Here is a 22,315-nt window from a genome sequence, read left to right as displayed (position 1 = left end):
TCCCGCGCTTAGCCAACGACCAGATTGAGGAGTTTACCCGGCACGTAAATCACTTTACGTACGGTAACGCCATCAAGATATTTTGCGACCAGATGTTCCTGGCCCGCGCGTTCACGAACCTGTTCTTCTGTCGCATTCACCGGAACGGTGATTTTGCCACGCACCTTGCCGTTAACCTGGACTACAACCAGCGTGGAGTCTTCGACCATTGCGGCGTCGTCCGCGACCGGCCACGGCGCGTTGTCGATGTCGCCTTCGCCCTTCAGCGCCTGCCACAGCGTAAAGCAAACGTGTGGGGTAAACGGGTTAAGCATCCGCACCACCGCCAGCAGGGCTTCCTGCATCAGCGCGCGATCCTGCTCGTCATCCTGCGGGGCTTTCGCCAGCTTGTTCATCAGCTCCATCACGGCGGCAATCGCGGTGTTGAAGGTCTGACGGCGGCCGATATCATCGGTCACTTTGGCGATAGTCTTGTGAACATCGCGACGCAGCGCTTTCTGATCTTCCGTCAGCGCGTCAACGTTCAGCGGCGCAACATCGCCACGGGAAGTGTGTTCGTACACCAGTTTCCAGACACGTTTCAGGAAGCGGTTAGCGCCTTCCACGCCGGACTCCTGCCATTCCAGCGTCATATCAGCCGGAGAGGCGAACATCATAAACAGACGCACGGTATCCGCGCCGTAACGTTCAACCATCACCTGCGGGTCGATACCGTTGTTTTTCGACTTGGACATTTTGCTCATGCCGGTATACACCAGTTCATGGCCCGCCGCGTCTTTCGCCTTCACGATGCGACCTTTCTCGTCGCGTTCAACGATCGCATCCACCGGGGAAACCCAGTTACGCTCGCCGCTTTCGCCGACATAGTAGAACGCATCCGCCAGTACCATTCCCTGACACAGCAGCTGTTTTGCCGGTTCGTCAGAGTTCACCATGCCGGCATCGCGCATCAGTTTGTGGAAGAAGCGGAAGTAGAGCAGGTGCATGATGGCGTGTTCGATACCGCCAATGTAAATATCTACCGGCAGCCAGTAGTTTGCTGCGTTGGAATCCAGCATCCCTTCCTGATACTGCGGGCAGGTGTAGCGCGCATAGTACCAGGAGGACTCCATAAAAGTGTCGAAGGTGTCGGTTTCACGCAGCGCAGGCTGGCCGTTAACGGTGGTTTTTGCCCACGCAGGATCGGCTTTGATCGGACTGGTAATACCGTCCATCACAACATCTTCCGGCAGGATCACCGGCAGTTGATCTTCCGGCGTCGGCAGCACGGTGCCGTCTTCCAGTGTGACCATCGGGATCGGTGCGCCCCAGTAACGCTGACGAGAAACGCCCCAGTCGCGCAGACGGTAGTTGATCTTACGCTCGCCGACACCTTTCGCTGCCAGCTTATCAGCAATGGCGTTAAAGGCCGCTTCGAAAGCCAGACCGTCAAACTCGCCGGAGTTAAACAGGACGCCTTTGTCGGTCATCGCCTGTTCGGAAAGATCCGGCTCAGAGCCGTCGGCTGCCAGGATAACCGGCTTAATGGTTAAGCCGTATTTGGTGGCAAATTCGTAGTCGCGCTGATCGTGACCCGGTACGGCCATGACCGCGCCGGTGCCGTATTCCATCAGCACAAAGTTAGCCGCCCAGACCGGGATCGCTTCGCCGGTTAAGGGGTGAACCGCTTTAAAGCCGGTGTCGACGCCTTTTTTCTCCATGGTCGCCATGTCGGCTTCGGCCACTTTGGTGTTACGGCATTCGTCGATAAAGGCCGCCAGTTCAGGATTGCTCTCTGCCGCTTTCTGCGCCAGCGGGTGACCGGCGGCAACCGCCAGATAGGTGGCACCCATAAAGGTGTCCGGGCGGGTCGTGTAGACGGTCAGCGTGTTGTCATAACCGTTCACATTAAAGGTGATTTCCACGCCTTCAGAACGGCCAATCCAGTTGCGCTGCATCGTTTTCACGGTGTCAGGCCAGTGGTCCAGCTTATCCAAATCATTGAGCAGTTCGTCGGCATAGGCGGTGATTTTAATAAACCACTGCGGGATCTCTTTACGCTCAACTTTGGTGTCGCAGCGCCAGCAGCAGCCGTCGATAACCTGTTCGTTCGCCAGTACGGTTTGATCGTTCGGGCACCAGTTGACTGCTGAGGTTTTCTTATAGACCAGACCTTTTTTGTACAGCTCAGTGAAGAATTTCTGCTCCCAGCGATAGTATTCCGGGGTGCAGGTCGCCAGTTCACGGCTCCAGTCATAGCCAAAGCCCAGCATTTTGAGCTGGTTCTTCATGTAGGCGATATTGTCGTAGGTCCACGGTGCCGGCGCGGTGTTGTTTTTCACCGCCGCGCCTTCTGCAGGCAGGCCGAAGGCGTCCCAGCCGATAGGCTGCAGCACGTTTTTGCCCAGCATGCGTTGATAACGAGCGATCACGTCACCGATGGTGTAGTTACGTACGTGGCCCATGTGTAGTCGACCAGAAGGATAGGGAAGCATAGACAGGCAGTAATACTTCTCTTTGCTCTCGTCTTCGGTAACTTCAAATGTGCGCTTCTCATCCCAGTGAAGCTGTACTTTGGATTCTATCTCTTCCGGGCGGTATTGCTCTTGCATGGCAGCCAGTGGTCCTGTTTTCAATACAGCTACAAACGTAGCTTTCGATGTGGTGTTTCAGATCCGCATAGCATAGCCCAAACGCCCGCGTCAAAACAGCCTTTCGCGCATTCAGGTTCGAATTCACGCCATGACAATCCTTGCACGAATTTACACACTCTGTGGGCAGTCTTGCAAAGCGCGGCCTAAATAACGTCTATTATTATAGACAGTTAACGACCCAGGAGGCGAAACGATGAACAAGGTTGCTCAATATTACCGTGAACTGGTGGCGTCATTAAGTGAACGTCTGCGCAATGGCGAGCGCGATATCGATGCGCTGGTGGAACAGGCGCGGCAGCGGGTTTTGCAGGCCGGGGAGTTAACGCGAACCGAAGTGGACGAACTGACACGCGCCGTCAGGCGTGACCTGGAAGAGTTCGCCGTGAGCTATGAGGAGAGTCAGGAAGAGGAATCCGACAGCGTCTTTATGCGGGTGATCAAAGAGAGCCTGTGGCAGGAGCTGGCGGATATCACGGACAAAACGCAGCTTGAATGGCGCGAAGTCTTTCAGGACCTGAGTCATCACGGGGTCTATCACAGTGGCGAAGTGGTGGGGTTGGGCAATCTGGTCTGCGAGAAGTGCCATTTTCACTTGGCGGTGTATACGCCGGACGTGCTGCCATTGTGTCCAAAATGCGGACACGACCAGTTCCAGCGTCGACCGTTTGAACCGTAATATAGCCTGATGGCGATGCTGACGCATCTTATCCGGCCTACGGTGACTATTATGTAGGCCGGATAAGCGTCAGCGCCATCCGGCATTGATCACGCGTAAAACGTTAGCCGTTCTGCCAGCAGGTCAACAAACCCCTGGCGATCCACATCCACCATTACCGTGGCGTTGGGTGCTTTGCCCGTCAGGAAGTAATAGTCCACCACGGTCATCCCCTGGGTATATTTCCCCTGCGTTTCCACGCCAACCCAGCGTTCGACGGTGGTAAACAGTTCGGGTTTTAGCAGCCAGGCGATGGTGCACGGGTCATGTAGCGGCGCGCCGGTGAATCCCCATTTCTCGTCTTTATGATACTCAAGGAAGAAATCGAGTAGCTCCGCAACGATAGTGGAAACCGGGTTGCCAATAGCGCGGAAGCGTTCGGTATCTTCGACGTGAATTTGCGCTTTATGCGTGACGTCCAGGCCGGCCATTACCACCGGAATGCCTGACTGGAAGACGATCTCAGCGGCTTCTGGGTCAACATAGATATTGAATTCGGCGGCAGGCGTCCAGTTGCCGAGCCCCATTGCGCCGCCCATGATCACGATGCGAGCGATTTTGTCATGCAGTTCAGGATGGCTGTTCAGCAACAGCGCAACGTTGGTTTGCGGCCCGGTAGAGACGAGGGTGACCGGCTGTGTGCTCTCGCGCAGCGTCTTCGCCATCAGCTCAACGGCGGTACAGGCCTGAGGCGCAAAGGCGGGTTCCGGCAGCGCCGGGCCATCCAGTCCGCTTTCGCCGTGGACGTTATCGGCAATGATTAGCCCGCGCATCAAGGGTTTCACTGCGCCGCCCGCTACCGGAATGTCTATGCGGTTCAGTAACGTCAGCATCCGTAATACGTTACGCAGCGTTTTATCGGGTGTCTGGTTACCTGCGGATGAGGTGATGGCTTTAACGTCAAGTTCCGGTGAGGCGAGGGCGAGAACAATTGCGATAGCGTCATCATGACCCGGGTCGCAATCTAATAGAATTGGCAGTGCCATTGTTGCTCCTTATGAATGCTACTTTGCGGCAAGGGTAACGCCGGGATGAAAATGATTCGAGGAGCGAGACAAGAAAGCGTGAAATGGCGCGCATTCTGACATGCGCGCCGGAAAAGTTAATGCAGGATTTTGGCAAGGAAGTCTTTTGCACGTTCGGATTTCGGGTTGGCGAAGAACTCCTCTTTCGGCGAGTCCTCAACGATTTTCCCCTCGTCCATAAAGATCACCCGGTTCGCCACTTTGCGCGCAAAGCCCATTTCATGGGTCACCACCATCATGGTCATCCCTTCATTGGCCAGTTCAACCATGACGTCCAGTACTTCGTTGATCATTTCCGGATCGAGCGCGGAGGTGGGTTCATCGAACAGCATGGCGATAGGATCCATACATAGCGCGCGGGCTATCGCCACACGCTGCTGCTGGCCACCGGAAAGTTGGGCCGGATACTTATTGGCATGCGCGGCAAGGCCCACGCGCTCCAACAACTTCTGCGCTTTTTCGCGCGCCGGGGCTTTATCACGCTTCAGCACTTTCACCTGCGCCAGAGTCAGGTTTTCGATAATCGACAGATGCGGGAACAGCTCAAAGTGCTGGAACACCATCCCGACGCGAGAACGTAACTTCGCCAGATCGGTTTTTTTGTCATTGACCATAATGCCGTTTACGGTGATTTCACCTTTTTGTACCGGCTCCAGACCGTTAACGGTTTTGATCAGCGTGGATTTTCCGGAACCCGACGGGCCGCAGACCACCACCACTTCCCCTTTTTTCACTTCCGTGGAGCAGTCGGTCAGCACCTGAAAGTGACCATACCATTTAGAAACATTTTTCAGGGTAATCATTAAACTGTCCTTTTCTTCAAATAGCTGACCAACAACGACGCGCTCAGGCTGATAACAAAGTAGACGGCCCCGGCAAACAGGATCATTTCGACCTGTGTACCATCACGCTCGCCAATAGTAGAAGCGGTACGGAAGAAATCCGCGAGGCTTAAGACGTACACCAGGGAGGTATCCTGGAACAGAACGATGCCCTGTGTAAGCAGCAGCGGTACCATCGCGCGAAACGCCTGCGGCAGAATGATGAGCTTCATTGACTGCCAGTGGGTCATGCCCAGCGCCAGCGCCGCGCTTGATTGTCCGCGGGAAATGCTCTGGATACCCGCACGGATAATCTCGGAGTAATAAGCGGCTTCAAACATCGAAAAGGCGACCATCGCCGAAATCAGGCGAATATCGGTTTTCGGTGACAGCCCCAGAACGTCCTGCAGTAATCCCGGTACGATCAGGTAGAACCACAGCAGTACCATCACCAGCGGGATGGAGCGGAAAACGTTAACGTACGCTTTAGCAAACCAGGCGACAGGCGCGAAGCTGGAAAGGCGCATGACCGCAAGCAACGTTCCCCAGACAATACCGATGACCACCGCTGTCAGGGTAATCTTCAGCGTGATGAGCAGCCCGTCCAGCAGATACGGCAGGGAAGGGACAATAGAACTCCAGTCGAACTCGTACATTATTTGCCTCCCAGATTGCCAGGCAGGCGGATTTTACGTTCCACCACACTCATCACCAGCATGATGAAGGCATTAATCAACACGTACGCCACGGTGATGGCGGTAAACGATTCCCAGGCATGCGCCGAGTAATCCAGCAGCTTACCGGCTTGCGCTGCCATATCGACCAGACCGATGGTGGAGGCGATGGCGGAGTTTTTCACCAGGTTCATCATCTCAGAGGTCATCGGCGGGACGATCACGCGATAGGCGTTAGGCAACAGCACGTAGCGATATGCCTGCGGCAGGGTCAGCCCCATCGCCAGTGCCGCGTTTTTCTGGCCGCGTGGCAGTGACTGAATGGCGGCGCGAACCTGTTCGCAGACGCGTGCTGCGGTGAAAAGCCCCAGACAGAGCATGGAAGAGACGAAGAACTGAATGTTGGGATCCAGTTCCGCTTTAAACCACATACCAAGATTTTCCGGCAGCAGTTCAGGCACGACCAGGTACCAGGTGAAGAACTGGACGATCAGCGGAACGTTGCGGAACAGTTCTACATAAAGGGTGCCGAGCCCGGAAAGGAAGCGATTCGGGACGGTGCGTAAAATGCCGAACAAAGAACCGACCAGGAAGGCAATGATCCAGGCGGTGATGGATAAGGCGACGGTGACCTGAAAGCCGCTCCAGAGCCAGCCGAGATAGGTGGTGTTGCCGAATGGGGCTTGTTGTAAAAAAATGCCCCAGTTCCAGTCTATTGACATACATCTACTCCGAAAAAATAAGGGTAGCAGCGCTACCCTCGAAGATTGTTATCCAGCGTACTTCGGTTTTCAGGCCTGATGGGGAACGACCATCAGGCCTATAGTCTGTCCGTGCTGTATAGCAATCGAGAGGGCAAGGAGTCCCCGCCCCATTTAGTTTTAATTAGTTAAGTGCTTTATCATTCGGTTCTTTGAACAGCGCCTGCATTTCGTTCGACAGTTCGAAATTCATGTTCAGGTTTTTTGGTGGGATCGGGTTTTTGAACCACTTATCAAACCATTTCGCGGCTTCACCTGAGGTCTGCGCCTGGGCGATGGTGTCATCCATCAGCTTTTTGAATTCAGGATCGTCTTTGCGCAGCATGCAGCCGTAGGCTTCCTGAGACTGCGGTTTGCCGACGATTTCCCAGTTATCTGGTTTCTTCGCCTTCGCACGCTCACCGGCCAACAGGGCATCATCCATCATAAAGGCAACGGCGCGACCGCTTTCCAGAGTACGGAAAGAGTCACCGTGGTCTTTAGCGCTGATGATACGCATGTCCATTTTTTGTTCGTCGTTCAGCTTGTGCAGCAGAATTTCAGAGGTGGTTCCTGACGTCACAACAACCGCTTTGCCTTTCAGGTCCGCGAAGTCTTTAATGTCGCCGCCTTTTTTCGCCAGCAGGCGCGTGCCGACGACAAAGATGGTGTCAGAGAAGGCGGCCTGTTTCTGGCGCTCAAGGTTGTTGGTGGTGGAACCGCACTCAAAGTCGAAGGTGCCGTTTTGCAGCAGCGGAATACGGTTCTGAGAGGTAATCGGGATCAGCTTAACCTGCAGATCGGGCTTGTTGAGTTTCTTCTTCACGGCTTCAACGATGGCGTTGGAGTAATCCTGAGAATAACCCACCACTTTCTGCTGATTGTCGTAATAAGAAAACGGCACGGAGGATTCACGGTGACCGACGACGATAACGCCGTTTTTGGCGATCTTGTCGAGCGTGCTGCCTGCGGCTGGCGCTGCGTCTTCCGCGTGTACCAGACCGGCTGACAGTCCCATAACCAGCATTGCTGTGGCTAGCTTACGTAATTGCATATCCAACTCCTTATCGTCTGCGCCGTCGACGCAGTGATACTTATTGTGAGTGTCTGTGTTGTTATCACCTGCAACTTAAGCGTGCAGTGTTTTACCTGTTTGTTAACATTTAGTCTGGCTTAATGTAAAGATTTTGCTGCGTTATTGTTTATTTTTGCGAAGTGCGCCGCACCGTTTAGAGGCAAAAATCTCTCATTGCACCGTTTCGGTGCTACCAGTGAACTGCTTTAGTGCGACTAAGTTGCGCTAAACGTCAAAAACAGGTTTGCCTTGTTTAACAAAGCAATGAGCGTGCCAGAATGGAAGAAGGGAGGGAGAATGGTAGTTTGTAGGCCTGATAAGCGTAGCGCCATCAGGCACGATGTGGCACAACCGCCGGATGGCGGCGTACCGCCTTATCCGGCCTACATTTGATGGTGCACTGTGTTATCTGCGACGTTGACGCAAACTCATTAACACGGCGGCAAAACCGAACAGCGCGGTAATGAACCACAGCGGCCAGTTGCCGGTTCGGGCGTACGGCGTTAAGCCTGTCGTTGGCGTCACATCGGCGGTCAATACCTGACGGGTAAACTGCGGGATCATCGCCTGAATCTCACCCTGTGGACCAATCACCGCCGTAATACCGTTATTGGTACTGCGCAGCAGCGGTCGCGCCAGTTCCAGGGAACGCATCCGCGCCATCTGGAAGTGCTGCCACGGGCCAATCGACTTACCAAACCAGGCATCGTTGGAGATGGTCAGCAGATAGTCCGTATCCGGGCGGAAGTTATCGCGCACCTGTTCACCCAGGATTATCTCGTAGCAAATCGCGGCGGTCAGCGCTAAACCATGCGCATGCAGCTGCGGTTGAACATACGGACCACGGCTGAACGAGGACATCGGCAGGTCAAAGAACGGCGCTAACGGGCGCAGAATGGATTCCAGCGGCACAAACTCACCAAACGGTACCAGATGGTTTTTGTTGTAGCGGTTGGTTGAGTCATAGCGGTAAGGATTGTCTTTCCCCAGCGTGATAATGGTGTTGTAGGTGTCATAGCGGTTCTGTTTGTTCAGCCGCGCATCGACAATACCGGTTATCAGCGAGCTGTTCTTCGCACGCAGCAAATCGTCCATCATGCCCAGAAAACGCTGCTGGTTGATCTCCAGATCCGGAATAGCGGATTCCGGCCAGATGATCAGCTGCGATTTCCCCATTTCGGGCTGCGTCGCATCCAGATAGGTCTTAAGCGTATTCAGCAAATGACCTTCTTCCCACTTCAACGACTGCGGGATATCACCCTGAACCATCGACACCCGGGTCATTCTTTCCGGCTCCAGCGTGTACCACTGGATATAGCGCAGCGGGAAGGGGAGTGCGAAAAGGATAACGGCGACCACCAGCGGACGCCAGTTACGGCTGACCAGCGAGAGAACCAGCAGTCCGCTGACCATCATCAGCAGGAAGTTAATGGCTTCGACACCCATTACCGGCGCCAGGCCTTTCAGCGGGCCGTCTATCTGGCTGTAGCCAAACTGCAGCCATGGAAATCCGGTCAGTACCCAGCCACGCAGGAATTCGGTTAGCTGCCAGACCACCGGCGCGGCAATGGCAACCCGCAGCCAGCTGGTTTTCGGCCACAGACGCGCCAGTACGCCGGCAAACAGCCCGGTATACAGAGAAAGATACGCCGCGAGCAGCACGACAAGGAAAACGTTCACCGGGCCTGGCATGCCGCCAAACTGCGCGATACTGACGTAAACCCAGTTGATTCCCGTCCCGAAGAGTCCCAGTCCCCAGAAGTAGCCAATAGCGGCTGACTGGCGCGGGCGACGATTCAGGGTTAATACCTGCAAGCCCATCAGCGAGACTATCGCCGCGGGCCAGATGTCATAAGGAGAAAAAGCCAGCGTTCCGCAGGCGCCGAATAATAACGCCAGCAGCAGGCGAGTGCGCTGGCGTTCAATTAATGAGGCAAAAGCCATTGAGTTCTTCTTCCCGTTCGGTGTTATTCGTCCAGTGTTGGCTGGGGGGAGTCATCCGGAATTCTGACGTGAACCTGAATAATACGACGGCTGTCGGCCATTGCCACTTTGAACTGGTAACCATCGATATCAATAGTTTCACCACGTGCGGGCAAGTGACCAAACGCCTGCATCACCAGACCACCGATGGTATCGACCTCTTCGTCACTAAAGCTGGTGCCGAAGGCTTCATTGAAGTCTTCGATCGGCGCGAGCGCGCGAATGGTCCAGGTGTGGCGACTGAGTTGGCGGAAGTCGATATCATCTTCTTCATCGTACTCATCTTCGATTTCACCGACGATAAGCTCCAGGATGTCTTCAATGGTCACCAGACCGGAGACACCACCAAATTCGTCGATGACGATAGCCATATGGTAACGCTGGGAGCGAAACTCTTTGAGCATACGGTCAACGCGTTTGCTCTCCGGGACGACAACGGCCTGGCGTAACACTTTCTCCATGCTGAAGGCATCGGCATCGCTGCGCATAAACGGCAGCAAATCCTTGGCCATCAGAATCCCTTCAATGTGATCTTTGTCCTCGCTTATCACCGGAAAACGCGAGTGGGCAGACTCGATAATGACATCGAGGCATTCGTCCAGCGTCTGGTTGCGTTTCAGGGTAATCATCTGGGAGCGGGGAATCATGATGTCGCGAACGCGCTGGTCCGCAATGTCCATCACCCCTTCGAGCATGTCGCGCGTATCTTCATCGATAAGGTCGTTCTGCCCGGAATCACGGATCAGCGCCAGCAGTTCATCACGGTTTTTCGGTTCACCGTGGAAAAGTTGGCTCAGTAACAGGGAAAAAAATCCCTTCTTGTTGCTTAACGTGTCACTACTGTGTGAATTGTCGTCGCTCATGGCGTCGTATGGGTTCTCTTGTTAGTTAATCTCTTGCTCAATGCGCGCAAACTCAGCGCACGGCAGCACTGGAAACCACCGGGCATTCGCCCGGTCGCTTATTCCTTCTCGGCAATGTACGGATCCTCATAGCCCAGAGCAAGCATAATCTCTGTCTCGAGGGCTTCCATCTCTTCAGCCTCGTCATCTTCGATATGATCGTAACCCAGCAAATGCAGGCTGCCGTGGACGACCATGTGCGCCCAGTGGGCATCCAGCGGCTTGCCTTGCTCCTGCGCTTCCTGTTCAACGACCTGACGACAGATGACCAAATCGCCGAGCAACGGTAGCTCAATACCTGGCGGGGCTTCAAACGGGAAAGAGAGCACGTTGGTCGGTTTATCTTTCCCGCGGTAGGTCAGATTGAGATCGTGGCTTTCGGCTTCATCCACCAGGCGAATCGTCACTTCTGATTCTTCCTGAAATTGCGGGATGACCGCATTCAGCCAGGTCTGAAACCGGCTCTCTTCTGGCAAACCGCTGTGGTTCTCACATGCCAGTTGCAAATCAAGGATCACCTGACTCATTTCTGTTCCTGTTCCTGAGCTTCACGCTTGCGCTCTGCAGCAAGCTCAGCTTTACGTTTTTGTTCGGCTTCTTCCCATGCTTCATAGGCGTTAACGATGCGGGCAACCACCGGATGGCGCACGACGTCTTCACTGTGGAAGAAGTTAAAGCTGATTTCTTCGACTTCCGCCAGTACCTCAACGGCATGGCGCAGGCCCGATTTAATGTTGCGCGGCAGGTCAATCTGCGTGACGTCGCCGGTAATTACCGCCTTCGAGTTAAAGCCGATACGAGTCAGGAACATCTTCATCTGTTCGATGGTGGTGTTCTGGCTCTCATCAAGAATGATAAAGGCATCGTTTAGCGTACGGCCGCGCATATAGGCCAGCGGAGCCACTTCAATCACGTTGCGCTCAATCAGCTTTTCGACTTTCTCGAAGCCGAGCATTTCAAACAGCGCGTCATACAGTGGGCGCAGGTACGGATCAACCTTCTGACTCAGATCGCCCGGCAGGAAGCCCAGCTTTTCACCCGCTTCGACCGCCGGACGGGTCAGCAGAATACGGCGGATCTCCTGACGCTCCAGCGCATCCACGGCAGCGGCAACGGCGAGGTAGGTTTTCCCCGTACCGGCAGGACCGACGCCGAAGGTGATGTCATGGTCGAGAATGTTGGCGATGTACTGTGCCTGGTTAGGCGTACGCGGCTTAATCACGCCACGCTTGGTTTTGATATTGACCGCTTTGCCGAACTCGGGGACGCTCTCGGCGCTTTGCTCAAGCACGCGTGCTTCTTTAATCGCGAGGTGGATTTGTTCCGGTTCGATATCCTGCGTCTGGCCGCGCATTGGCGCGGTATCGACGTACAGGCTGCGTAAAATATCCGCCGCAGCGGTGATGCAAATCGGGCGACCGGTCAGTTTAAAATGGTTGTCACGGCGGTTAATCTCGATGCCGAGACGGCGTTCCAGCTGTTTAATGTTGTCATCAAACGGGCCGCAAAGGCTCAGCAGACGGGCGTTATCTGCCGGCTCAAGGGTAATTTCGCGAGTGTCTGTGTTCAAACTGTTCCTCTTATGCATAGGGAGCCGGAAGATGAACATTCACCGGCCTGTCAGGAAATTATTCACGCCACGGGGTAAAGGCGCAAGCACTGGTATCAAGATGGGGGCGTAGAGAGGAAATACAAGAGCCTTATCGGGCCTATGAAGCGTCGTGCTCCAGTAGGCCCGATAAGCACAGCGCCATCGGGAATTTTGACGTTTTGAGCAGAATTAAGGCTGGTAGAATCCAACGCCAATCTCATTTTCTTTACGGGTACGGGCAATCACCGATTCCGGGGTTTCTGCGATGCGCAGCCCCATTTCGTCTTCGGTGCGCACCACTTTCCCGCGCAGTGAGTTGGTCCAGACGTCGGTGATTTCCACATCGACAAATTTACCGATCATCTCCGGTGCGCCTTCGAAGTTCACCACGCGATTATTTTCGGTACGGCCAGACAGCTCCATGATGCTCTTACGCGACGTTCCTTCCACCAGAATGCGCTGAACGGTGCCGAGCATGCGACGACTCCAGGCCATCGCCTGCTGGTTAATGCGATCCTGCAAAATATACAGACGCTGCTTCTTCTCTTCTTCCGGCACGTCATCCACCATATCGGCAGCCGGCGTTCCCGGACGTGCAGAGAAGATAAAGCTGTAGCTCATGTCGAAATTGACGTCGGCAATCAGCTTCATGGTCTGCTCGAAGTCCTGGGTGGTCTCACCCGGGAAACCAACAATGAAGTCGGAGCTTATCTGAATGTCCGGACGCGCCGCACGCAGCTTACGGATAATTGCTTTATATTCCAGCGCCGTGTGGGTACGTCCCATCAGGTTCAGCACGCGATCCGAACCGCTCTGTACCGGCAGGTGCAGGAAGCTCACCAGCTCCGGCGTGTCGCGATAGACTTCGATGATGTCGTCGGTGAATTCGATCGGATGGCTGGTGGTGAAGCGGATGCGGTCAATGCCATCAATGGCGGCAACCAGACGCAGCAGGTCGGCGAATGAGCCGGTGGTGCCGTCGTAGTTTTGTCCTCGCCAGGCGTTAACGTTCTGGCCGAGCAGATTGACTTCACGCACGCCCTGAGCAGCAAGCTGGGCGATTTCAAACAGGATGTCATCAGACGGGCGGCTGACTTCCTCACCACGGGTGTAAGGCACCACGCAGTAAGTACAATATTTGTTGCAGCCTTCCATAATTGAGACAAAGGCGGTCGGACCTTCCGCGCGCGGTTCCGGCAGACGGTCAAACTTCTCGATCTCCGGGAAGCTGATGTCAACAACCGGACTACGGTTGCCGCGAACGGAGTTAATCATTTCTGGCAGGCGGTGCAACGTTTGCGGCCCAAAGATGATATCGACATAGTGCGCGCGCTGGCGAATGTGGTCACCTTCCTGAGACGCCACACAGCCGCCGACGCCGATAATCAGATCGGGATTTTTCTCTTTTAAGAGTTTCCAGCGACCCAACTGATGGAAGACTTTTTCCTGAGCCTTCTCGCGGATTGAGCAGGTATTCAGCAGCAGCACATCCGCTTCTTCCGCCACGTCGGTCAGTTGATACCCGTGAGTGGCATCCAGCAGATCGGCCATCTTCGATGAATCGTATTCGTTCATCTGACAGCCCCAGGTTTTAATATGGAGTTTTTTGGTCATCGACTTGCTCTTGCGAAATAGTGGCTGAATTGCAGGGCGCATAGTGTAATGCTTTGCTGCCCTGGTGACCAGTATGACCGTTATCAGCCTCAAGGGGTAAAAAATCCTGTAAACTTACACAATACATGTAACAGGATGATTGACCATGACAAATCAACCAACGGAAATTGCCATTGTCGGCGGGGGGATGGTCGGTGGCGCGCTGGCGCTGGGGCTGGCACAGCATGGATTCACGGTCACCGTGATCGAACATGCCGCGCCTGCGCCGTTTGTCGCAAACAGCCAGCCGGATGTGCGTATTTCGGCGATCAGCGCGGCCTCAGTTTCTCTACTGAAAGGGCTTGGCGTCTGGGATGTTGTGCAGGGGATGCGCAGTCATCCGTATCGGCGGCTGGAAACCTGGGAGTGGGAAAACGCGCATGTGGTGTTTGATGCCAGCGAACTGAAGCTGCCACTGCTTGGGTATATGGTCGAGAACAACATTCTGCAACGGGCGCTCTGGCAGGCGCTGGAAGTACACCCCAAAGTGACGCTGCGGGTTCCGGCCTCGCTGATTGCGCTGCATCGTCATAACGATCGTCATGAGCTTGAGCTGGTAGGTGGCGAACGAGTCACCGCCAAACTGGTGATTGGCGCGGATGGCGCAAATTCGCAGGTGCGGCAGATGGCTGGCATCGGCATTCACGCCTGGCAGTATGCGCAATCCTGCATGCTGATTACCGTGCAGTGCGAGAACGACCCTGGCAACAGTACCTGGCAGCAGTTCACCCCGGACGGCCCGCGCGCGTTTCTGCCATTGTTCGACCACTGGGCGTCGCTGGTGTGGTATGACTCACCGGCGCGGATCCGTCAGTTGCAGGGGCTGAATATGTCGCAGCTTCAGACGGAGATCGCAAAGCACTTCCCGACACGTCTGGGACAGGTGATGCCCGTCGCAGCAGGCGCGTTTCCGCTGACGCGTCGTCACGCCCTGCAATATGTGCAGCCGGGTCTGGCGCTGGTTGGTGATGCGGCGCACACCATCCATCCGCTGGCCGGGCAGGGGGTTAATCTGGGCTATCGCGATGTGGATGTATTGATCGATGTATTGATTAATGCCCGCAGTTATGGCGAGTCCTGGGCGAGCCAGCCGGTACTGAAGCGTTATCAGACCCGACGCATGGCGGATAACTTCATCATGCAAAGCGGGATGGATCTGTTCTACGCCGGATTCAGCAATGACCTGCAGCCGCTGCGGATTATCCGCAACCTCGGGCTGATGGCGGCAGAACGCGCTGGCGTGTTAAAACGTCAGGCGCTGAAATACGCATTAGGGTTGTAATTTTAATCCAGGCCTACGATCGTAGGCCTGATAAGCGTAGCGCCATCAGGCAATAAACGCAGAAAAGCAAAAAGCCCGCCGAAGCGAGCTTTTCTAATGTGGCTGGGGTACGAGGATTCGAACCTCGGAATGCCGGAATCAGAATCCGGTGCCTTACCGCTTGGCGATACCCCAATTTAAAATTTCAGGCACTTCTTGCATTCACATCGTGAACGTCTTGCAAATTTGGCTGGGGTACGAGGATTCGAACCTCGGAATGCCGGAATCAGAATCCGGTGCCTTACCGCTTGGCGATACCCCAACAAATTGTTTTTGAACCCGTTAAAACGAACTAACGTGTTCTGAATATGGTGGCTACGACGGGATTCGAACCTGTGACCCCATCATTATGAGTGATGTGCTCTAACCAACTGAGCTACGTAGCCAAATACTGCATTTCTTCGATGGCTGGGGTACCTGGATTCGAACCAGGGAATGCCGGTATCAAAAACCGGTGCCTTACCGCTTGGCGATACCCCAATGACCGTCGCGGCAATCCGCAAACTCGAAGAAAGATGGCTGGGGTACCTGGATTCGAACCAGGGAATGCCGGTATCAAAAACCGGTGCCTTACCGCTTGGCGATACCCCATCCGTGCAACGCTTTTATGGGAATGGTGCGGGAGGCGAGACTTGAACTCGCACACCTTGCGGCGCCAGAACCTAAATCTGGTGCGTCTACCAATTTCGCCACTCCCGCAAAAAAGATGGTGGCTACGACGGGATTCGAACCTGTGACCCCATCATTATGAGTGATGTGCTCTAACCAACTGAGCTACGTAGCCCTCTTTTTTCGCGCGTTACCTTATCGGCGTTGCGGGGCGCATTATGCGTATTGAGCCTTGAAGCGTCAACCCCTTTTTCATCGAAAACGGCCGGAATGTGACTGTTTGGTTAGGTTGCGAACAGCGTGACGCAATATTCGGCAATTATTGGTTATTAATCGCTTTCTGAACTGTTTTTCACGATCAAAAAAGGGCCCCGAAAGGCCCTTTTTCATCAGTGTTGCTTATTGATAAGCGGACTGGTGAACACCCACTGCGCGACCCGATGGATCGTTCATGGTTTTGAACGCTTCGTCCCATTCGATCGCTTTAGCTGAAGAGCAGGCGACGGAGGGACCGCCCGGGACACACTCTGCGGCGCTCGGTACCGGGAACAGCTCTTCGAAGATCTCGCGGTACAGATACGCTTCTTTTGAAGACGGCGTATTGTACGGGAAGCGAAAGCGGGCGGTTTCCAGTTGCTGATCGGAAACTTGCTCAGCGGCCACCTCTTTCAGGGTGTCGATCCAGCTGTAGCCCACGCCGTCGGAAAACTGCTCTTTCTGACGCCATGCAACGCTTGCCGGCAGATAGGATTCGAAACATTCACGGAGGACATGTTTTTCCATCTTGCCGTTGCCGCACATTTTATCTTCCGGGTTAATGCGCATCGCCACGTCGAGGAACTTCTTATCCAGGAACGGGACGCGAGCTTCCACTCCCCAGGCTGACATGGCCTTGTTAGCGCGGGCGCAGTCAAACATATGCAGCGCCTGCAGCTTACGTACGGTTTCTTCGTGCAGTTCTTTGGCGTCTGGTGCCTTATGGAAATAGAGGTAGCCGCCGAACACTTCATCAGACCCTTCGCCGGACAGCACCATTTTGATACCCATCGCTTTGATCTTACGCGACATTAAATACATCGGCGTCGAGGCGCGAATGGTGGTTACGTCATAGGTTTCGATGTGATAAATCACGTCGCGGATCGCGTCCAGCCCTTCCTGTACCGTAAAGTGAATTTCATGGTGTACGGTCCCCAGGTGGTTCGCCACTTCCTGCGCGGCTTTCAGATCCGGAGCCCCTTCCAGACCGACGGCGAAGGAGTGAAGTTGTGGCCACCAGGCTTCAGAACGTTCGTCATCTTCCACACGACGGGCGGCGAATTTTTTGGTGATCGCCGAGATAACGGAGGAATCCAGGCCGCCAGAGAGCAGTACACCGTAAGGTACATCAGACATCAGATGGCTTTTGACGGAGTCTTCCAGCGCCTGACGCAGTTCGTTTTTGTCAGTAACGTTATCTTTTACCGCGTCAAAATCGAACCAGTCACGCTGATAATACTGACGGATTTCACCGTCTTTGCTCCAGAGATAACTTCCCGCCGGGAACTCTTGAATGGTGCGGCACACCGGCACCAGGGCTTTCATTTCTGACGCGACGTACAGGTTGCCGAACTCGTCATAACCCATATACAGCGGGATGATGCCGATGTGGTCGCGGCCAATCAGATATGCATCCTGTTCGCTGTCGTACAGCGCGAAGGCAAACATTCCTTGCAGATCGTCGAGAAATTCCACGCCTTTTTCCTGATACAGCGCGAGGATCACTTCGCAGTCAGAACCGGTCTGGAACGCGTAGCGATCGCCATATTCTGCACGCAGCGCCTGGTGGTTGTAAATTTCACCGTTCACGGCCAGCACGTGGGTTTTCTTTTCGTTATACAACGGTTGCGCGCCAGCGTTGACGTCGACAATTGACAGACGTTCGTGGGCCAGAATGGCCTTATCGCAGGCATAAATGCCGGACCAGTCCGGACCGCGATGGCGCATCAAGCGTGACAGCTCAAGGGCTTTTTTACGCAGTTCACCTGCATCTGACTTAATATCGAATACGCCGAAAATTGAACACATAACCTTCTCCGTTAACCTGTTGCGTAATGCTTTTTGTGTTTGCTTGCTAAAGAAAATGCCGCAAAGGAACTGGAGGCGCAAGGGGTTTGCGGTCTGAAAAAGAAAAAACGCAATGGTCATTGCCGATTAGTGAAAAAAGATTATGGTTTGAGCATATTCATTGATGAATTATCAGTTTTTTGCTGATTTCGTTGAATGAGATTATTTTTCTGGTGGGCAAAAATGAAAAACCACGTCCTGGGACGTGGTCTGGGTTAAATAACGTCGATTTCGGCGACGGAGGGATAAATCCAGCTCGGGCGGAACGGCATACTGTCGATGTCATCCAGCGTGGAAACGCCGGAGAGCACCAGGATGGTTTCGAGCCCCGCCTGGAAGCCGGCAAGAATATCGGTGCGCAGGTTATCGCCGACGATCACCGTCTCTTCCGAGTGCGCCTGCATTTTGTTTAACGCCGCGCGGATAATCCACGGACTCGGTTTACCGACGTAGAACGGTTTACGACCAGAGATTTTCTCGATACCCGCGCAGAGCGCGCCACAGGCTGGATAAAAACCGCGGCCGTGGGTGTCCGGGTTGGTGGCAATAAAGCGCGCGCCGTTTGCCACAAAGAAGGCCGCTTTATGCATCATGTCCCAGTTGTAGGAACGGGTCTCGCCGACGATGACAAAGTCCGGGTTCACGTCAGTAATGGTGAAACCGGCTTTATACAGTTCGTGGATCAGCGCGCCTTCGCCGACAACATACGCCTTTTTCCCTTCCTGACGACGCAGGAAATCGGCGGTCGCCATGGCCGAGGTATAAAACACGCTGTCCGGTACATTAACGCCAGCGGTTGCGAAACGGTTTGCCAGATCCTGGCCGGTCTGCGACGGGTAATTGGTCAGCAGCACCAGCGGCAGGCCTTTCTCCATTACGCCAGTCAAAAACTCCGCCGCACCCGGTACGGCGACGTTGTCGTGCATCAGCACGCCGTCGATATCACAAATGACATTCTTGATGGTCATGAACTACCCAGGAAATATGTTAATAATCCGATACTATAAGAGCGCATCAGTTTTCCAGCAAATGCTGGAGCAAAATACCGTTGAGCATGGCGCGTTTTACCAGCGCAAAGGCACCGATGGCGGAGCGGTGATCCAGTGTGGAGCGCACCACCGGCAAATTTGTGCGAAACGCCTTCAGCGCCTGCGTATTAATGCAGCTTTCAATGGCGGGTAACAGCACTTTATCGGCTTCGGTTATCTCACCGGCAATCACGATTTTTTGCGGATTAAACAGGTTGATGGCGATCGCAATGGTTTTACCCAGATGACGCCCAACGTGCTCAATGACCTCTGAGGCCAGGCTGTCGCCCTTATTTGCCGCCTTGCAGATGGTTTTGATCGTGCAGTCTTCCAGCGGAACGCGGCTCTGGTAGCCTTGCTTCAGGAGATTGAGGACGCGCTGTTCAATTGCCGCGTTCGCGGCAATGGTTTCCAGACAGCCAAAGTTACCGCAGTGGCAGCGTTCGCCCAGCGGTTCAACCTGGATGTGGCCAATCTCGCCAACGTTACCGTTACGACCAATAAAAATCCGGCCGTTAGAGATAATACCGGCACCCGTCCCGCGGTGGACGCGCACCAGAATAGAGTCCTCGCAGTCCTGACTTGCCCCAAAGTAGTGCTCCGCCAGCGCCAGGCTGCGGATATCGTGGCCGACAAAACAGGTGACGAGAAAACGTTTTTCCAGCGCTTCAACCAGTCCCCAGTTCTCTACCTGGATATGCGGCATGTAGTGGATCTTGCCGCTTTCCGGATCGACAAGTCCCGGCAGGATCACGGAAATGGCGATGAGTTCGCGGATCTTGCGCTGGTTGTTGTCGATAAAGGCGGTGATGGCATTGAGCAGCGCGTGTTCCAACGTTTCCTGCGTGCGTTCGGGCAACGGATAGTGTTCTTCCGCCAGTACTTTGCTGCTCAGGTCAAACAGGGTGATGGTCGCGTCGTGGCGGCCAAGACGCACGCCAATGGCGTGAAAACTGCGGGTTTCGGTGACGATAGAAATGGCGCGGCGCCCCCCGGTGGAGGCCTGTTGATCGACTTCTTTGATCAGTCCGCGCTCAATCAGTTGACGCGTAATTTTGGTTACGCTGGCGGGGGCAAGCTGGCTTTGCTCGGCAATCTGGATCCGCGAGATTGGCCCATGCTGGTCAATCAGGCGGTAAACGGCCGCGCTGTTAAGCTGTTTTACGAGATCAACATTACCTATTTGAGCTTGTCCGCCTGGTGTCATACTTTCTCTTACTCAGTAACGACCTCGTCACCATTAACGATGGTCTTGATGATTTTAAAGTCGTGTGTGAAAGCGGTCAGGTTTGCCACTTTACCCGCCGCGATACTGCCGAGGTGTTTCTCAACACCGATGGCGCGCGCAGGGTAGAGGGTCGCCATGCGCAGCACTTCGTCGAGTGCAATGCCGCAATGTTCAACCAGGTTACGCACGCCTTCAATCATGGTTAATGATGAACCGCTCAGCGTCCCGTTTTCGTCTACACAAAGTCCATTGCGGTAGTATATTGTTTTACCAGCAAAAATGAACTGTTCAATATTTGCCCCTGCCGGCGCAGTCGCATCTGTCACCAGGCACAGTTTGTCGCCCTTCAGTCGTTTGGCGTTGCGGATGTTGGCATAATCAACGTGCAGACCATCTGCAATCACGCCGCAATAAATGTCGGCTTCATCCAGGATCGCGCCCGCCAGACCCGGCTCACGTCCGGTGATATACGGCATGGCGTTGAACAAATGCGTGGCAAAGGTGATACCTGCACGGAATCCGGCCTTCGCTTCTTTCAGCGTGGCGTTCGAGTGACCGGCAGAGACCACAATCCCGGCGTTCGCCAGCTTACCGATCACTTCCGCCGGGACCATTTCCGGCGCCAGCGTCACTTTGGTGATAACGTCGGCATTATCGCACAGGAAATCAACCAGCGCAGCGTCAGGCTGACGGACAAAACGCGGATTGTGCGTCCCTTTTTTCACCAGGTTTAGCCAGGGGCCTTCCAGATGTAGACCCAGCGCCTGATTCGGATGTTTCGCAAGGTATTCACGCATCACGCGAACACCTTGTTTCATGAGATCGTCGCTGGTGGTAATCAGCGTAGGCAGATAGTTGGTGCAGCCCGATTTCTCGTTGGCCTTCTGCATGATTTCCAGCGTTTCAACGGTGACAGCTTCTGCGGTGTCGTTAAACTGCACGCCGCCGCAACCGTTAAGCTGGACATCGATAAAGCCGGGGGAAAGAATGGCCCCGTTCACTGAACGTTGTTCGATCTCTGGCGGCAGTTCTGCCACAGGGCAAACGCGGTCAATCAGGCCATTGGCGACAACAATCGCATGGTCATCAAGAATTTCGTGGCCGGTAAAGATCCGACCCTGGGTTAAAGCATACATTCCGACCCCCGATTTCAAAAAATGCCGCCCTGAACACGGTGGCAGGGCGGAGACTACATTACAGACCTTTAATATTCTCTGCTTCTAACTCGTTGAAATATTTCAGTGTCTTAACTTTCAGTTCCATCGTGGACGGCTCATCACACACCACAACCGCTTTCGGATGCAGTTGCAGACAGCTGATGGTCCACATGTGGTTAACATTACCTTCAACCGCAGCCTGCAGCGCCTGTGCTTTCTGATGGCCCAGCACCAGAATCATCACTTCTTCGGCATCCAGTAGAGTACCCACGCCAACGGTCAGTGCGTATTTCGGTACCTGAGCCACATCGCCGTCAAAGAAACGAGAGTTTGCCACACGGGTATCATGCGTCAGGGTTTTGATTCGGGTACGAGAGGCCAGCGAAGAAGCGGGTTCGTTAAACGCGATATGGCCGTCATTACCCACGCCGCCCATGAACAGGTGGATTTTACCGTAGGAACGGATTTTTTCTTCATACTGGCGGCACTCGGCGTCGATATCTGGCGCGTTGCCGTTGAGCAGGTTGATGTTTTCTGCTGGAATATCAACGTGGTCAAAGAAATTACGATGCATGAAGCTGTGGTAGCTTTCCGGATGCTCTTTTGGCAGGCCGACATATTCGTCCATGTTGAACGTCACGACATGTTTGAAGCTAACCTGGCCCGCTTTGTGCATTTCGACTAAGGCTTTATACGCAGTCAGCGGCGTGCCGCCCGTCGGCAGACCCAGCACAAACGGACGATCGGCTGTCGGTTTGAACGTATTGATGCGGTTAACGATATGGCGTGCAGCCCATTTGCCGACCTGTTCAGCGGAAGTCAGGGGAATCAGTCTCATTCTTCACCTCAGAAAGTAAATGTAAGCCGTTGACGGATTGCGCGTCGGTGCATAGTAAAGCGTAACCTGGCATGCATCGGTTGGGTCAATCTGTCTTGATTTTTTGAATGATAAAATAAGTTTTCCCACATAGCCAGTAAAAGGGAGTGATAATAACGATATTTGGTGACTAAACTCACAAAAAACACGCTTTTAATTTGCGATACGAATTAAATTTTT

General features: G+C 54.2%; 18 protein-coding genes and 7 tRNA genes. 2 read left to right on the top strand and 23 right to left on the bottom strand.

Annotated features, from left to right (window positions below):
* Positions 1-8 precede the first annotated feature (8 nt).
* On the bottom strand, positions 9-2,591 hold the full coding sequence (leuS, locus tag QQZ17_RS25640) for a leucine--tRNA ligase (RefSeq protein ID WP_152405494.1): 2,583 nt from the start codon (positions 2,589-2,591) through the stop codon (positions 9-11).
* 235 nt (positions 2,592-2,826) lie between these two features.
* Between leuS and QQZ17_RS25635 the strand changes: the two genes are divergently transcribed.
* On the top strand, positions 2,827-3,309 hold the full coding sequence (locus QQZ17_RS25635) for a zinc ribbon-containing protein (protein WP_042320694.1): 483 nt from the start codon (positions 2,827-2,829) through the stop codon (positions 3,307-3,309).
* A gap of 89 nt (positions 3,310-3,398) precedes the next feature.
* On the opposite strand, the gene rihA is transcribed toward QQZ17_RS25635, so the two are convergent.
* The 10 genes from rihA to miaB form a co-directional block, all read right to left on the bottom strand.
* A complete protein-coding gene (gene rihA, locus QQZ17_RS25630; RefSeq protein WP_152405493.1) occupies positions 3,399-4,334 on the bottom strand; it encodes a pyrimidine-specific ribonucleoside hydrolase RihA in 936 nt (311 codons plus the stop codon).
* A 116-nt stretch (positions 4,335-4,450) separates the two neighbouring features.
* On the bottom strand, positions 4,451-5,176 hold the full coding sequence (gene gltL / locus QQZ17_RS25625) for a glutamate/aspartate ABC transporter ATP-binding protein GltL (protein ID WP_043001415.1): 726 nt from the start codon (positions 5,174-5,176) through the stop codon (positions 4,451-4,453).
* Positions 5,176-5,850 (bottom strand): glutamate/aspartate ABC transporter permease GltK, encoded by a 675-nt coding sequence (gene gltK, locus QQZ17_RS25620; RefSeq protein WP_152405492.1) that lies wholly within the window; start codon positions 5,848-5,850, stop codon positions 5,176-5,178. The genes gltL and gltK overlap by 1 nt, the downstream gene beginning before the upstream one ends.
* On the bottom strand, positions 5,850-6,590 hold the full coding sequence (gltJ, locus tag QQZ17_RS25615; RefSeq protein ID WP_152405491.1) for a glutamate/aspartate ABC transporter permease GltJ: 741 nt from the start codon (positions 6,588-6,590) through the stop codon (positions 5,850-5,852). Before gltJ ends, gltK begins: the two co-directional genes overlap by 1 nt.
* Positions 6,591-6,753: 163 nt before the next feature.
* The gene (locus QQZ17_RS25610) at positions 6,754-7,662 is read right to left on the bottom strand and encodes an amino acid ABC transporter substrate-binding protein (protein ID WP_046477456.1); all 909 of its coding nucleotides are present in this window, start codon (positions 7,660-7,662) and stop codon (positions 6,754-6,756) included.
* A gap of 426 nt (positions 7,663-8,088) precedes the next feature.
* On the bottom strand, positions 8,089-9,627 hold the full coding sequence (lnt, locus tag QQZ17_RS25605) for an apolipoprotein N-acyltransferase (protein ID WP_152405490.1): 1,539 nt from the start codon (positions 9,625-9,627) through the stop codon (positions 8,089-8,091).
* 23 nt (positions 9,628-9,650) lie between these two features.
* Positions 9,651-10,529, bottom strand: a complete 879-nt coding sequence (gene corC, locus QQZ17_RS25600; protein ID WP_152405489.1) for a CNNM family magnesium/cobalt transport protein CorC — start codon at positions 10,527-10,529, stop codon at positions 9,651-9,653.
* A 98-nt stretch (positions 10,530-10,627) separates the two neighbouring features.
* Positions 10,628-11,095, bottom strand: a complete 468-nt coding sequence (ybeY, locus tag QQZ17_RS25595) for an rRNA maturation RNase YbeY (RefSeq protein WP_152405488.1) — start codon at positions 11,093-11,095, stop codon at positions 10,628-10,630.
* The gene (locus QQZ17_RS25590) at positions 11,092-12,138 is read right to left on the bottom strand and encodes a PhoH family protein (protein ID WP_042320685.1); all 1,047 of its coding nucleotides are present in this window, start codon (positions 12,136-12,138) and stop codon (positions 11,092-11,094) included. The genes ybeY and QQZ17_RS25590 overlap by 4 nt, the downstream gene beginning before the upstream one ends.
* Before the next feature lie 210 nt (positions 12,139-12,348).
* Positions 12,349-13,773 (bottom strand): tRNA (N6-isopentenyl adenosine(37)-C2)-methylthiotransferase MiaB, encoded by a 1,425-nt coding sequence (gene miaB, locus QQZ17_RS25585; RefSeq protein ID WP_152405487.1) that lies wholly within the window; start codon positions 13,771-13,773, stop codon positions 12,349-12,351.
* A gap of 145 nt (positions 13,774-13,918) precedes the next feature.
* Here miaB and ubiF point away from each other — a divergent pair, with 145 nt between their 5' ends.
* Entirely contained in the window at positions 13,919-15,094 is a 1,176-nt protein-coding gene (gene ubiF / locus QQZ17_RS25580; RefSeq protein ID WP_152405486.1) for a 3-demethoxyubiquinol 3-hydroxylase, read from the top strand.
* Positions 15,095-15,193: 99 nt separating this feature from the next.
* Here the strand turns inward: ubiF and QQZ17_RS25575 are convergent.
* The 12 genes from QQZ17_RS25575 to nagB all read right to left on the bottom strand — a co-directional run bounded on the left by QQZ17_RS25575 (position 15,194) and on the right by nagB (position 22,096).
* Positions 15,194-15,268: transfer RNA gene (locus tag QQZ17_RS25575), tRNA-Gln, on the bottom strand.
* Positions 15,269-15,320: 52 nt separating this feature from the next.
* A tRNA-Gln gene (locus tag QQZ17_RS25570) sits at positions 15,321-15,395 on the bottom strand.
* Between the two features lie 47 nt (positions 15,396-15,442).
* A tRNA-Met gene (locus QQZ17_RS25565) sits at positions 15,443-15,519 on the bottom strand.
* Between the two features lie 19 nt (positions 15,520-15,538).
* A tRNA-Gln gene (locus QQZ17_RS25560) sits at positions 15,539-15,613 on the bottom strand.
* Positions 15,614-15,649: 36 nt separating this feature from the next.
* A tRNA-Gln gene (locus QQZ17_RS25555) sits at positions 15,650-15,724 on the bottom strand.
* A 23-nt stretch (positions 15,725-15,747) separates the two neighbouring features.
* Positions 15,748-15,832 (bottom strand) — tRNA-Leu (locus tag QQZ17_RS25550).
* An 8-nt stretch (positions 15,833-15,840) separates the two neighbouring features.
* Positions 15,841-15,917, bottom strand: a tRNA-Met gene (locus tag QQZ17_RS25545).
* Positions 15,918-16,141: 224 nt separating this feature from the next.
* Positions 16,142-17,806, bottom strand: a complete 1,665-nt coding sequence (asnB, locus tag QQZ17_RS25540) for an asparagine synthase B (protein ID WP_152405485.1) — start codon at positions 17,804-17,806, stop codon at positions 16,142-16,144.
* Positions 17,807-18,060: 254 nt separating this feature from the next.
* Positions 18,061-18,813 carry a ribonucleotide monophosphatase NagD gene (gene nagD, locus QQZ17_RS25535; protein WP_046477474.1) on the bottom strand — a complete coding sequence of 251 codons (753 nt, stop codon included), beginning with the start codon at positions 18,811-18,813 and terminating at the stop codon, positions 18,061-18,063.
* Positions 18,814-18,859: 46 nt separating this feature from the next.
* Positions 18,860-20,080, bottom strand: a complete 1,221-nt coding sequence (gene nagC, locus QQZ17_RS25530) for a DNA-binding transcriptional regulator NagC (RefSeq protein ID WP_152405483.1) — start codon at positions 20,078-20,080, stop codon at positions 18,860-18,862.
* 8 nt (positions 20,081-20,088) lie between these two features.
* On the bottom strand, positions 20,089-21,237 hold the full coding sequence (gene nagA, locus QQZ17_RS25525) for an N-acetylglucosamine-6-phosphate deacetylase (protein WP_152405482.1): 1,149 nt from the start codon (positions 21,235-21,237) through the stop codon (positions 20,089-20,091).
* Between the two features lie 58 nt (positions 21,238-21,295).
* A complete protein-coding gene (gene nagB, locus QQZ17_RS25520; RefSeq protein WP_152405481.1) occupies positions 21,296-22,096 on the bottom strand; it encodes a glucosamine-6-phosphate deaminase in 801 nt (266 codons plus the stop codon).
* Positions 22,097-22,315 lie beyond the last annotated feature (219 nt).

It is taken from the genome of Citrobacter sp. T1.2D-1, from assembly GCF_950098555.1.
In the GTDB taxonomy this organism is placed as follows: domain Bacteria; phylum Pseudomonadota; class Gammaproteobacteria; order Enterobacterales; family Enterobacteriaceae; genus Citrobacter_A; species Citrobacter_A telavivensis.
Note: the sequence above shows the minus strand (reverse complement) of the source record. Positions and strands in the feature narration are given on the sequence as shown.

Coding starts and splice junctions, on each gene's coding strand:
- rihA (WP_152405493.1), bottom strand. CDS start 4,334: ATGGCACTGCCAATTCTATTAGATTGCGACCCGGGTCATGATGACGCT.
- miaB (WP_152405487.1), bottom strand. CDS start 13,773: ATGACCAAAAAACTCCATATTAAAACCTGGGGCTGTCAGATGAACGAA.
- QQZ17_RS25635 (WP_042320694.1), top strand. CDS start 2,827: ATGAACAAGGTTGCTCAATATTACCGTGAACTGGTGGCGTCATTAAGT.
- QQZ17_RS25610 (WP_046477456.1), bottom strand. CDS start 7,662: ATGCAATTACGTAAGCTAGCCACAGCAATGCTGGTTATGGGACTGTCA.
- ybeY (WP_152405488.1), bottom strand. CDS start 11,095: ATGAGTCAGGTGATCCTTGATTTGCAACTGGCATGTGAGAACCACAGC.
- gltK (WP_152405492.1), bottom strand. CDS start 5,850: ATGTACGAGTTCGACTGGAGTTCTATTGTCCCTTCCCTGCCGTATCTG.
- nagD (WP_046477474.1), bottom strand. CDS start 18,813: ATGACCATCAAGAATGTCATTTGTGATATCGACGGCGTGCTGATGCAC.
- gltJ (WP_152405491.1), bottom strand. CDS start 6,590: ATGTCAATAGACTGGAACTGGGGCATTTTTTTACAACAAGCCCCATTC.
- ubiF (WP_152405486.1), top strand. CDS start 13,919: ATGACAAATCAACCAACGGAAATTGCCATTGTCGGCGGGGGGATGGTC.
- gltL (WP_043001415.1), bottom strand. CDS start 5,176: ATGATTACCCTGAAAAATGTTTCTAAATGGTATGGTCACTTTCAGGTG.
- nagC (WP_152405483.1), bottom strand. CDS start 20,080: ATGACACCAGGCGGACAAGCTCAAATAGGTAATGTTGATCTCGTAAAA.
- leuS (WP_152405494.1), bottom strand. CDS start 2,591: ATGCAAGAGCAATACCGCCCGGAAGAGATAGAATCCAAAGTACAGCTT.
- lnt (WP_152405490.1), bottom strand. CDS start 9,627: ATGGCTTTTGCCTCATTAATTGAACGCCAGCGCACTCGCCTGCTGCTG.
- nagA (WP_152405482.1), bottom strand. CDS start 21,237: ATGTATGCTTTAACCCAGGGTCGGATCTTTACCGGCCACGAAATTCTT.
- asnB (WP_152405485.1), bottom strand. CDS start 17,806: ATGTGTTCAATTTTCGGCGTATTCGATATTAAGTCAGATGCAGGTGAA.
- corC (WP_152405489.1), bottom strand. CDS start 10,529: ATGAGCGACGACAATTCACACAGTAGTGACACGTTAAGCAACAAGAAG.
- nagB (WP_152405481.1), bottom strand. CDS start 22,096: ATGAGACTGATTCCCCTGACTTCCGCTGAACAGGTCGGCAAATGGGCT.